Origin of the sequence: Brevundimonas sp. (assembly GCF_035626975.1) — a bacterium.
GTDB lineage: Bacteria > Pseudomonadota > Alphaproteobacteria > Caulobacterales > Caulobacteraceae > Brevundimonas.
The window spans coordinates 1-10992 of the sequence record NZ_DASPMQ010000007.1; the positions used below are offsets into that span (position 1 = coordinate 1).

General features: G+C 70.2%; 10 protein-coding genes. 9 read left to right on the forward strand and 1 reads right to left on the reverse strand.

Annotated elements, in window-relative coordinates:
- The 4 genes from VEB62_RS02435 to VEB62_RS02450 all read left to right on the forward strand — a co-directional run.
- On the forward strand, positions 1–1159 hold a 1159-nt coding region (locus tag VEB62_RS02435; protein ID WP_324795047.1), incomplete at its 5' end, for a calcium-binding protein.
- A gap of 273 nt (positions 1160–1432) precedes the next feature.
- A complete protein-coding gene (locus VEB62_RS02440) occupies positions 1433–4087 on the forward strand; it encodes a beta strand repeat-containing protein (protein WP_324795049.1) in 2655 nt (884 codons plus the stop codon).
- A 39-nt stretch (positions 4088–4126) separates the two neighbouring features.
- Positions 4127–5059 (forward strand): 2-hydroxyacid dehydrogenase, encoded by a 933-nt coding sequence (locus VEB62_RS02445; protein WP_324795050.1) that lies wholly within the window; start codon positions 4127–4129, stop codon positions 5057–5059.
- Positions 5060–5155: 96 nt separating this feature from the next.
- Positions 5156–5989, forward strand: a complete 834-nt coding sequence (locus VEB62_RS02450) for a DUF6065 family protein (protein ID WP_324795060.1) — start codon at positions 5156–5158, stop codon at positions 5987–5989.
- On the opposite strand, the gene VEB62_RS02455 is transcribed toward VEB62_RS02450, so the two are convergent.
- The gene (locus VEB62_RS02455; RefSeq protein ID WP_324795051.1) at positions 5990–6493 is read right to left on the reverse strand and encodes an EF-hand domain-containing protein; all 504 of its coding nucleotides are present in this window, start codon (positions 6491–6493) and stop codon (positions 5990–5992) included.
- 109 nt (positions 6494–6602) lie between these two features.
- Here VEB62_RS02455 and VEB62_RS02460 point away from each other — a divergent pair, with 109 nt between their 5' ends.
- The 5 genes from VEB62_RS02460 to VEB62_RS02480 form a co-directional block, all read left to right on the forward strand.
- Complete coding sequence (locus VEB62_RS02460) at positions 6603–7565, forward strand: ArsR/SmtB family transcription factor (protein ID WP_324795053.1); 963 nt, start codon at positions 6603–6605, stop codon at positions 7563–7565.
- Positions 7562–8512 carry a methylenetetrahydrofolate reductase [NAD(P)H] gene (metF, locus tag VEB62_RS02465; protein WP_324795055.1) on the forward strand — a complete coding sequence of 317 codons (951 nt, stop codon included), beginning with the start codon at positions 7562–7564 and terminating at the stop codon, positions 8510–8512. The genes VEB62_RS02460 and metF overlap by 4 nt, the downstream gene beginning before the upstream one ends.
- A 33-nt stretch (positions 8513–8545) precedes the next feature.
- Positions 8546–9613 carry a homocysteine S-methyltransferase family protein gene (locus tag VEB62_RS02470; RefSeq protein ID WP_324795057.1) on the forward strand — a complete coding sequence of 356 codons (1068 nt, stop codon included), beginning with the start codon at positions 8546–8548 and terminating at the stop codon, positions 9611–9613.
- A complete protein-coding gene (locus VEB62_RS02475; protein ID WP_324795062.1) occupies positions 9613–10002 on the forward strand; it encodes a DUF4259 domain-containing protein in 390 nt (129 codons plus the stop codon). Before VEB62_RS02470 ends, VEB62_RS02475 begins: the two co-directional genes overlap by 1 nt.
- The coding region (locus VEB62_RS02480) for a dihydropteroate synthase (protein WP_324795059.1) at positions 10002–10992 on the forward strand (991 nt) is incomplete at its 3' end. The genes VEB62_RS02475 and VEB62_RS02480, both read left to right, overlap by 1 nt.

Here is a 10992-nt window from a genome sequence, read left to right on the forward strand (position 1 = left end):
CAACACCTACACCCTGGCCAACCACGTCGAGAACCTGATCTTCGGCGGGACCGGGGCCTTCGCCGGCACGGGCAATGCCCTGGCCAATGTGATCACCGGCGGGGCGGGGAACGACGCCCTGCGCGGCCGCGGCGGCGTCGATACGCTGAACGGCGGGGCCGGTCTGGACACGGCCGACTACACCCTGGCCGCGGCCGGGGTGACCGCGCGGGTGGACCTGCAACGAGCCACCAACGACGGCGACGGGGCCACGGACACCTACAGCTCGATCGAGAACCTGATCGGCTCCAACTTCAACGACACCCTGATCGGCGACGCCGGCGCCAATGTGCTGATGGGCGGCATCGGCACGGACACCCTGCTGGGCTTCGGCGGTAACGACATCCTGATGGGCGGCTCGGGCGGCGGCAACAACCAGCTGCAGGGCGGGACCGGCGACGACTGGTACATCATGGACGCCTTCGACACGGCGGTGGAGTTCGCCGGCGAGGGCGTCGACACGGTCGAGGCGCGCATCGGCTCCTACACCCTCGGGAACAACATCGAGAACCTGCTCTATACCGGCCCGGGCAAGTTCGTCGGCAACGGCAACGCCCTGGACAACGTCCTGACCGGCGGGGCCCTGAACGACGTCCTGCGCGGCAAGGGCGGCAACGACACCATCAACGGCGGCCTCGGCGTCGACGAGGTGCAACTGCGCGGCTCGAAGGCCCAGTATACGATCACCGCCGAGGCCCACGGCTGGCGCATCGTCGACAGCGTCGCCGGCCGCGACGGCTCGACCCTGGTGAACTCGGTCGAGGTGCTGCGCTTCATGACCGGCAACACCACCACCGTGCTGACCTACGGCCCGCCCCCGGCCCCGCTGGAGGCGACCGACAAGGCCGGAACCCCGTTCAGCCCGCAGGTCAGCCCACTGATCGAGGACGACGTCTTCGTGTTGCCGGCCCTCGTCGACGGCGAGCCGCTGGCCCTGCCCGACGTCGCGGCGATCAGGCTCGCCGACGAGCCGCTGGTGCTGCCGGGGACCGGGGACACCCCGCTGTTCCTCGCCCTCGAGGCCCGCTTCGCCCCCGCCGGCGGCTGGATGGCCGTCGCCGATGACCATGGCCGGCTCCTCGGCGACGCGGACCTGCGGAGCGATGACTGGATGACCTGAAGACGGAGCGGCGATCGCAAGCCCGGCCCGGGGCGGGCGCCTCGCCGCGTCGCATCGCATCGCATCGCCCGGCGGTAATCCGGCCACCGACCCTTGTTCCCTGGCCAAGCTTGCACCCGCCTCGCCAGAAGCGCCTTATGCCGCGAGGATCAGGCCGGAAGCCGTCATCCCGACCCCGCCCGGCCCGATCCGCCTCGAACTCCGGGGACAGAACAACGCGCGTTTTCATCCGCCAGCCGGGTGAAGCCCGGCTCCCATAAGGGACCGACCGCGATGCCGCTCACCCTCATCATCAGCCAGCCCGGCGCCTATACGATCGACGACGACGGTATCCTCGGCAACAACACCTCCGTGATCCGCGACGCCGACGGGGTGGTCATCTTCACGCTTGTCCATCCGGCGGACGCGCTCACCATCACCACCAGCGTCCCGGGCGTGAACCTGACCATCAACATACTGGACTCCCTGGGCGCCGCGGACGTGACCATCGGCGACCTGGCCAACGCCGCCGCCTCGCCCGATTCCGTCGCCATCCGACATCTGCGGACGGGCGGCGACGTCGTGCTTGCGGCGACCGGAGCCATCACCGAGGCCGGATCCGACACCGCGCCCGACATCACGGCCGCCACCCTCGTGCTCAGCGCCGGAACGGGCGTCGGCGCGGGCAATGCGATCGAGACCCGGACCGGCGGGCTCGAGGCCGAGACGACGACGGGCGGCATCGCCCTGGCCAACCAGGGCGCGGTGGTGATCGGCGGATTGACCGCCAGCGTAGACGGACTCGACGTCGCCACGTCGGGAGATCTCACCCTCACCGCCACCGGCGGCATCACCCTGAACGACGACACCAGCCTGGAGTCCGTGCATGGCGGCTCGACGTCGGGCAATGTGACGCTGACGGCCCTCGGCGCCAATTCCGACGTGACCAGCATGATCGACCAGGACGCCATCTCGGCGGCGGGCGGGTCCATCATCATCAACGCCGGCCGGGACATCGCCTTCGGCACGGCCGGCCTCGACTTCGACAACGACGTGCGGGCGCGGGGGTCGGTGACGCTGAACGCCGGACGCGACATCACCGTCGACGGCTTCGCCGACGTGGCGTCGGACGATTTCGGGGGCAACACCGGCGGCGCCCTGACGGCGACGGCCGGACGCAACATCACCGTCGGCAACACCACCGGCAACGACGGCAGCCTGGCGGCCAGCGGCACGGCCGGAGCGGACGTGATCCTGACCACGGGCGCCGGCGGAATCCTGACGGTCACGGCGGCGACGAGCAACGCCGTGAGCAGCGCTTCGGGCGACATCGTCGCCCGGGCCGACGCCATGATCATCGGGGCGACCTCCGGCATGACGACCGGCGTCGGGCGCAGCATCACGCTGCGGAGCGCCACGTCCGGGCTCGGCATCGACCTCGGCTCGGCGGTCGATCCGGCCGGGGTTCTGGCGCTGTCGGACGCGGAACTGGACCGGATGACCACCGGCCATCTGATCATCGGCGACTCCGTCACCGACACCATCACCGTCTCCTCGGCGGTGTCCCGGGCGACCGGGGCCATGACCGTCAACAGCGGCGCCGACCTGTTGGCCAACGCCAACCTGAGCACCGGGGGGAATCTGGTCCTGAACGCCGCCGACAACCTGTTGATCGCGGGCGCCGCCGCCGTCACCGGCGCTTCGGTCCTCGTGGCCATAGACGCGCCGAGCAGCGATCCGGGCGTAGGCGGAATCCTGACCCTGAGCGGCTCATTGGTCGGGCCGCACAATGTGTTCGGCAATGCGGACGCCGACACCATGGTCGGGAACGCCGACGCGAACACCTTCAACGGCGCCGGCGGCGCGGACCTGCTGCGCGGGCTCGGCGGGGCCGACATCCTGCGCGGCGGCGACGGCGCCGACACCCTCGAGGGCGGGACAGGGGCCGACCGGCTGGAGGGCGGAACCGGATCGGATCAGATGAGCGGCGGGGCCGACAACGACCTCTACATCGTCACTGACGCGGGCGATGTGACCACGGAACTTGTCGGCGAGGGCATCGACACGGTGGAGACCAACCGGCCTTCGTGGACCCTCTCCGCCAACGTCGAGAACCTGACCTATACCGGCGCGTCCGCCTTCGTCGGCTCTGGCAACGCCCTGGGCAACACCATCCGGGGCGGGACCGCCGGCGACACCCTGATCGGCGGCGACGGCAACGACATCCTGATGGGCGGAGCCGGCGCGGCCAACAATGTGTTCGGCGGCCTTGGCAACGACTACTTTATCTTGCAGGTCGCCGACACCGTCATCGAGTCGGCCGGCCAGGGCGCCGACACGGTCGAGGCCCGGCTCAACGCCTATGTGCTGGGCGCCAATATCGAGAACCTGATCTTCGGCGGCGTCGGCAACTTCAACGGCACGGGCAACGCCGGCAACAATCTGATCATCGGGGGGGCCGGCGACGATACGCTGAGAGGGGGCGGCGGCGGCGGGTCGGACCAGTTGCGGGGCGGACTGGGGACGGACACGGTCCAGCTGGCCGGCCTGCCCGGAGAGTATACGATCGCGCCTGAAGGGGCCGGCTTCCGGATCACCGACACCGTGGGCGGGCGAGACGGGACCATCCTGCTCACCGACATGGAGGTGATCCGCTACAACAACGGCGTCACAGAGCCCGTGGCCGCGCCGGTTCCCGTCGACAAGGGATCGGCGCCGCTGGTCCTGCCGGCGCTCGACGGCGACGAATTCCTGCTCAAGGACGGCGACATGGAGCCGCTCGTCCTCCCGGACGCCGGGGATTCGCCGGCCCTGCCCGACACCGGCGGGGCGATGTTCCGGACCGATCCGACGGGGTTCGCCCGGGCGGGATATATGTCGACCGTCGATCCGGATGTCGGGTTCGCGCCGGCCGACCGGCACGCCGGCCAGGAGGACTGGCTGATGTGAAGCCTTGGCGGCGGCGGCCGGGACTGGTGTAATCGCGCCATGACCGACCGCCCCGCCCTGCTGATCATGCAGCGCCATCTCGCGCCGCTGACGTCCTTTCTGGAAGGGACCTACAACGTCTACCGCTTCTGGGAGGGGCCGCCGCTCGAGGCGGAGCACGACATCCGGGCCCTGGTGGTGGCCGGCGAATTCCCCCTGGACAAGCATCTGATCGAGAGCCTGCCGAACCTGCAGCTGATCGCCTGCTTCACCTCGGGCTACGACGGCATCGACGTCGACTGGTGCCGGGCGCGGGGCTTGCCCGTGACGCATGCGCCGGGGGTCAATCACGAGGACGTGGCCGACCACGCCATCGGCCTGGTGCTGGCGGCGCGCCGGCGGATCGTGGCGGGCGACCAGGCGCTCAGGGCGGGCGGCTGGACCGCGGACTCCAAACTGATCACGCCGTCGCTGAAGGACCAGAGGCTCGGCGTCGTCGGCCTCGGCGCCATCGGCGAGGCCGTGGCCCGCCGGGCCGAAGCCTTGAGGATGAAGGTGCGCTGGTGGGGCCCCCGCCAGAAGGACGCGGCGTGGCCGCGCGCCGCGACGCTGGAGGCGCTGGCGCGCGACAGCGACATCCTCGTGGTGGCGTCGAGGGCCGATGAGGCCAACCGCGGCCTGATCTCGCGCGAGGTCATCGAGGCGCTGGGGCCGGCGGGCCTGCTGGTCAATGTGGCGCGAGGCCAGCTGGTCGACGAGGCCGCGCTGATCGCGGCGCTCAGGGACGGGCGGCTGGGCCAGGCGGCGCTGGACGTGTTCGAGGACGAGCCGACCGATGCGGCGCGCTGGGCCGACGTGCCCAATACCGTGCTGACGCCCCATACCGGCGGGGCGACGACCGAGGCGGTGCAGGGCATGCTGATGCTGTTGTTGCAGAACCTCGAGGCGGCCTTCGCGGGCCAGCCGCTGAAGACGCCGGTCCCCGGGGATTGATCAGGTTCGGACACTGGCGCGGCCCAGTCGCCGTGGCATAGTCAAGCTCGCCGTACAGTTGCGAGTCAGGCCTTGTCCGAAGCACCCTCCCCCGCCCTGCGTCTCGAATGTTTTCCGACCCGTCCGTCGCCGCCGCGGCTGGTTCCCGGCCGGCCGGACCGCGACTGGATGGACGCCTTCACCGCCCGCCATCCCTATCGCTGCCTTCCGCTGAGCATGGCCAATACGACGGGCTGGGAGCTGCTCTGCCCGTTCGGCTTCGAGGCCGAGTGGGACGGCGGCGCCGGCGCCGGGGCGATCCGGTTCATACCGGACGCCGGGGCCACCCTGTTCGACCATTTCGCGGCCTCGCATTTCACCCACGGCGTTCTGACCTTTCATACGGGCTGGCTGTTCCGCACGCCGCCGGGCTGGGCGTTGCGGGCGTCGGGCAGCCCGAACCGCTTCAAGCACGGGCTCGCGCCGCTGGAGGGCCTGGTCGAGACCGACTGGCTGCCCTACCCGTTCACGATGAACTGGGCCTTCACCGCCCCGGGCAAGGTCCGGTTCGAGAAGGACGAGCCCTTCTGCTTCATCCAGCCGGTCGAACACCGCCGTATCGAGGCCTTCGAGCCGGTGCGGACCTCGCTGGACGACGACGCCGACCTCGGACGCCAGTATGAGGCGTGGAAGGAGGCGCGGACGCTGTTCAACAACAGCATGGCGGACGGCGATCCCGAAGCGATCAAGCAGGCATGGCAGCGCTACTATTTCCGCGGGGAGTATCCGGACCGCGCCGAGCCGCGGCCGGAAAGCCATGTCAACAAACGGCGGCTGGCGTCCCTGCCGGACGCGCCGCCGCGTGCGACGCCCCCGACGCCGGCGACCAGCGATTTCAGGGGCTGGTCAGCCGTGGGAGCGGCGCGCTCCAGCGTTCCCGCCGAAGACTGATCAGCCGCCCGGCATCTCCGGCATCGGCATGGGCTCGGGGGCCGGCATCGGCACGGACGGCGGGCTCTGCGGCTGCGGCGGACGCGGCATCTCCTCGTCAGCCAGCACGCCGTCGCCGTTGGCGTCCATGCGGGTGAACATCCGCTCCGTCCCGGCGGTCAGCTCCTCGCGCGAGATGCGGCCGTCGTTGCTGGCGTCCGACTGGGCGATGGCGGTCCGCAGGCGGCCCCCGCCCATGGCCGCGGCCGGGCCCCGGGTCAGGACGGCCAGTTCGTCGCCGGTGATGGCGGCGTCCTGATTGGCGTCGAGGCGGCCGAACAGGCGCTCCGCCCAGGCCGGAACATCGGCCCGGGCGCGGGGCGGACCCATGCCGCCGCCGCGCATCGGTCCCGGCCCGGCCCTGGACGTGGGCGTCGGCTCGGGCGCGGTCTGGGCCAGCGCCGGAGAGGCCAGGAGGAACAGGGCGCCGCAGGAGGCCGCCAGGGCGTTCGCATGAATAGTCATCGGACAGATCCCGAAACGCTTGCCGTTCCCGACAGATTGTTCCCGAACCCTGCCCGGCGCCAGCGGTTTTCGCTTGCATAATCATATAAGGATATCCTTATATAAGCCTATGTCACTGACCGCAGACCACACCGTCGAGGCCCTGCGCGCCGCGGGCGAGCCGACCCGCCTGCGGGTGCTGTCGCTGCTCGCCGGCGAGGAGCTGTCGGTCATGGAGCTGTCGCGCATCCTCGACCAGAGCCAGCCGCGTGTGTCGCGCCACCTCAAGCTGATGACCGACGCCGGGCTGATCGAGCGGTTCCCCGACGGGGCGCGGGTCTATTACCGCCTGACCTCCGAAGCCCCGGCCCGCCGCCTGATCGACACGGTTCTCGACGTCCTTGAGACCAGCGCCGGCGAAGCCGACGACCGGCGGCTGGAGGAGGTGCGGCGGGACCGCGAGGTCGCCGCCGGGGCCTATTTCGAGCGCATCGCACCCCAGTGGGACCGCATCCGCTCGCTGTACGTCTGCGAGACGGCGGTCGAGGCGGCGATCCTCAAGGCGGCCGGCGAGGGTCCGTTCGAGCGTGTCGTCGATCTCGGCACCGGTTCGGGCCGGATGCTGACGCTGCTGGGCCGGAAGGCGAAGATGTCGCTGGGGCTGGACCTCAGCCAGAACATGCTCAACATCGCCCGCGCCAATGTCACCCGGGCCGGGCTGGACAAGGTCGAGCTGCGCCACGGCGACATCTTCTCGACCCGCCTGCCCCAGCACAGCGCCGACCTGGTGCTGGTGCACCAGGTGCTGCACTACCTCGCCGATCCGGCCGCGGCGGTGGCCGAGGCGGCGCGGCTGGTCATGCCCGGCGGGCGTCTGCTGATCGTCGACTTCGCCCCGCATGCGCTGGAGCATCTGCGCGAGGAGCACCAGCACCGCCGCCTCGGCTTCTCGGACGAGGAGATGCGTCGCTGGTTGGGCGAGGCCGGCCTGACGCCGTCCGCGCCGATCGCCCTGCCCCCGGACACCGACGGCCTGACCGTGGTCATCTGGACCGCTGAACGGTCCGCCGAAGCGAAGGCGAAGGTGGCATGAGCGCTCCCGTCCTCAGCCTCGCGGAAGCCCGCGCCCTGCTGCTGTCGCCGCTGGGACCGGTGGCGCGCGCCGGACAGGACGCGTCCCGGCCGCGGGTGTCGTTCGAGTTCTTTCCGCCGAAATCCGACGAGGCGGAGGCCAATCTGTGGAGGGCCGTCACCCGGCTGGCCCCCCTGCAGCCGGACTTCGTCTCGGTCACCTACGGCGCCGGGGGCTCGACCCGCGAGCGCACCCACCGGACCGTGCAGCGCATCCTGACCGAGACCGGGCTGACCCCCGCCGCCCACCTGACCTGCGTCGAGGCCAGCCGCGACGAGGTCGACGCCGTCATCGAGGGCTACCACGCGGCCGGCGTGCGCCACATCGTGGCCCTGCGCGGCGATCCGCCGGGCGGAGCCGGGTTGGGCGGAGCCTATGTTCCGCGTACGGACGGTTACGCCAACGCCACCGAACTGACCGCCGCCGTGGCGCGCCGGGGCGGGTTCGAGATCAGCGTCGGCTGTTATCCCGAGGGCCATCCCGAGAGTCCCTCTCTCGCCCATGACATCGAGGTGCTGAAGGCCAAGGTCGACGCCGGCGCCACCCGCGCGATCAGCCAATTCTTCTTCGACATCGACGCCTTCCTGCGCTTCCGCGACCGCGTGCGGGCGGCGGGCGTGACCATCCCGATCATCCCGGGCGTGATGCCGGTGTCGAATTTCGCCGGGCTGAAGCGGATGTCGGCCGGGTGCGGCGCGGCGGTGCCCGACTGGCTGGCGACGCATTTCGAGGGACTGGACGACGATCCGGAGACCCGCAAGCTGATCGCCGCCTCGGTCGCCGCCGAGACCTGCGCGCGGCTGCAGGAGGAAGGCTTCGCCGACTTCCACTTCTACACCCTGAACCGCGCCGACCTCGTCTACGCCATCTGCCGGGTGCTGGGCGTGCGGGAGGCGGCCCGTGCGTGACCCCGACCGCCCCTCCCGCGCCGGAGCCGCCCGATGACCCGCCAATCCCGCATCGCCGCCCTCCACGCCGCCGCGAAGGAACGCATCCTCGTCCTGGACGGCAGCTGGGGCGTGATGATCCAGCGGCGCGATCTGTCCGAACAGGACTTCCGGGGCGACCGGTTCGCCGCTCACGACGGCCAGATGAAGGGCAACAACGACATCCTGTGCCTCACCCGGCCGGACGTCATTTCGGACCTGCACGACCAGTATTTCGCCGCCGGGGCGGACATCACCGAGACCAACACCTTCTCGGCCACGACCATCGCCCAGGACGACTATGCGCTGGACGATCAGGCGGTGTGGGACATCAATCTGGAAGGCGCGAAGCTGGCCCGGGCCGAGGCCGACCGGTGGACCGCGAAGGCCCCGGACAAGCCGCGCTTCGTCGCCGGAGCGATCGGCCCGCTGAACAAGATGCTGTCGATGTCGTCGGACGTGAACGATCCGGGCGCCCGGAGCGTCAGCTTCGACCAGGTCTACGAGGCCTACCGCCATCAGGTCCGGGCCCTGCACGCCGGCGGCGTCGACCTGTATCTGATCGAGACCATCACCGACACGCTGAACTGCAAGGCGGCGATCAAGGCCATTCTCGATCTCGCCGACGAGGGGCTGGAGCCCCTGCCGATCTGGATTTCGGGCACTATCGTCGACCGTTCGGGCCGCACCCTGTCGGGCCAGACCGCCGAGGCCTTCTGGCACAGCGTGCGCCACGCCAGGCCCTTCGCGGTCGGCTTCAACTGCGCCCTCGGCGGCGAGTTGATGCGGCCGTTCATCGCCGAGCTGAGCCGGGTGGCCGACACCCTCGTCGCCGCCTACCCCAACGCCGGCCTGCCCAACGCCATGGGCGAATACGACGAGCAGCCGCACGAGACGGCCCATTTCATCGAGGAATGGGCGCGCTCCGGGCTGGTCAATATCGTCGGCGGCTGCTGCGGCACCACGCCGGAGCATATCCGTCACGTGGCGGAGGAGGTCGCCGGCCTGCCGCCGCGTGAGATTCCGGAGCGGCCGACGGCCATGCGGCTGTCGGGGCTCGAGCCGTTCGAACTGGTGGCGTGATGGGAACCTGGGATCTCGGGCCGTTCGACAACGATGACGCCGCGGACTTTCTCTATGAGGTTCAGGACGCCGCCGGCTGGGGCCCCGCTGTGGCTGCAATGGCCAAGGTTCTCATCACGGTCGGCTATCTTGAAGCTCCGGAGAGCCAGCGGGGCCTCGCCGCAGCCGCTCTTGTTGCGTCAAGACGAAGCCCCGGCAGCGTAAAGATCGAGGCCACGCAGGAGGCGATCGCCGCCACATTGCCGCCGCCGCCATACTTTGCGCCCTACCTTGCCAAGCTGACCATCGGCAGGGTCATTTCCCGGTCCGAACTGGCCGATCTGTGGGCGGAAGGCAGTGAGCTTGAGGCCTGGCGCACGGAAACCCGGCGCGTCCTGCAGGCTCTCTGATGCGCCCCACCTTCATCAACGTCGGCGAGCGGACCAACGTCACCGGCTCGGCCAAATTCAGGAAGCTGATCGTCGACGGCGATTACGCCGGCGCGCTCTCCGTCGCGCGTCAGCAGGTCGAGGCCGGGGCCTCGGTCATCGACGTGAACATGGACGAGGGGCTGCTGGACGGCGTGACCGCCATGCGCACCTTCCTCAACCTGATCGCCGCAGAGCCGGACATCGCCCGCGTGCCGGTGATGATCGACAGCTCCAAATGGGAGGTGATCGAGGCGGGCCTGAAGTGCGTCCAGGGCAAGCCGATCGTCAACTCGATCAGCATGAAGGCCGGCGAGGCCGAGTTCCGCGAGCAGGCGGTGAAATGCCTGCGCTATGGGGCCGCCGTGGTGGTCATGGCCTTCGACGAACTGGGCCAGGCCGACACCGCCGCGCGCAAGATCGAGATCTGCACGCGGGCCTATCGCATCCTGGTGGACGAGGTCGGCTTCCCGCCCGAGGACATCATCTTCGACCCCAACATCTTCGCCGTGGCGACGGGGATCGAGGAACACGACAACTACGCCGTCGACTTCATCGAGGCGACGCGGGTGATCAAGGCCACCCTGCCCCACGCCCGCATCTCGGGCGGGGTGTCGAACGTGTCGTTCAGCTTCCGCGGCAATGAGCCGGTGCGGCGGGCGATCCACTCGGTCTTCCTGTACCACGCCATCCAGGCGGGCATGGACATGGGCATCGTCAACGCCGGCGACCTGCCGGTCTATGACGACATCCCGCAGGAGCTGCGCGAGGCGGTGGAGGACGTGATCCTGAACCGGCCGCAGCGGCTGCCCGACATGACCAACACCGAGCGGCTGGTGGAGCTGGCGCCCAAGTACAAGGGCGGCAAGTCGGAGGCCAAGGGGCCGGACCTCGCCTGGCGCGACGCTCGCGTCGAGGCGCGGATCAGCCACGCCCTGGTCCACGGCATCACCGAGTTCATCGAGGCCGACA

What these genes read in the sequence shown, in the direction of transcription:
- VEB62_RS02440 (WP_324795049.1), top strand. Translation starts at nt 1,433, where the DNA reads ATGCCGCTCACCCTCATCATCAGCCAGCCCGGCGCCTATACGATCGAC.
- VEB62_RS02460 (WP_324795053.1), top strand. Translation starts at nt 6,603, where the DNA reads ATGTCACTGACCGCAGACCACACCGTCGAGGCCCTGCGCGCCGCGGGC.
- VEB62_RS02475 (WP_324795062.1), top strand. Translation starts at nt 9,613, where the DNA reads ATGGGAACCTGGGATCTCGGGCCGTTCGACAACGATGACGCCGCGGAC.
- VEB62_RS02470 (WP_324795057.1), top strand. Translation starts at nt 8,546, where the DNA reads ATGACCCGCCAATCCCGCATCGCCGCCCTCCACGCCGCCGCGAAGGAA.
- VEB62_RS02445 (WP_324795050.1), top strand. Translation starts at nt 4,127, where the DNA reads ATGACCGACCGCCCCGCCCTGCTGATCATGCAGCGCCATCTCGCGCCG.
- VEB62_RS02455 (WP_324795051.1), bottom strand. Translation starts at nt 6,493, where the DNA reads ATGACTATTCATGCGAACGCCCTGGCGGCCTCCTGCGGCGCCCTGTTC.
- metF (WP_324795055.1), top strand. Translation starts at nt 7,562, where the DNA reads ATGAGCGCTCCCGTCCTCAGCCTCGCGGAAGCCCGCGCCCTGCTGCTG.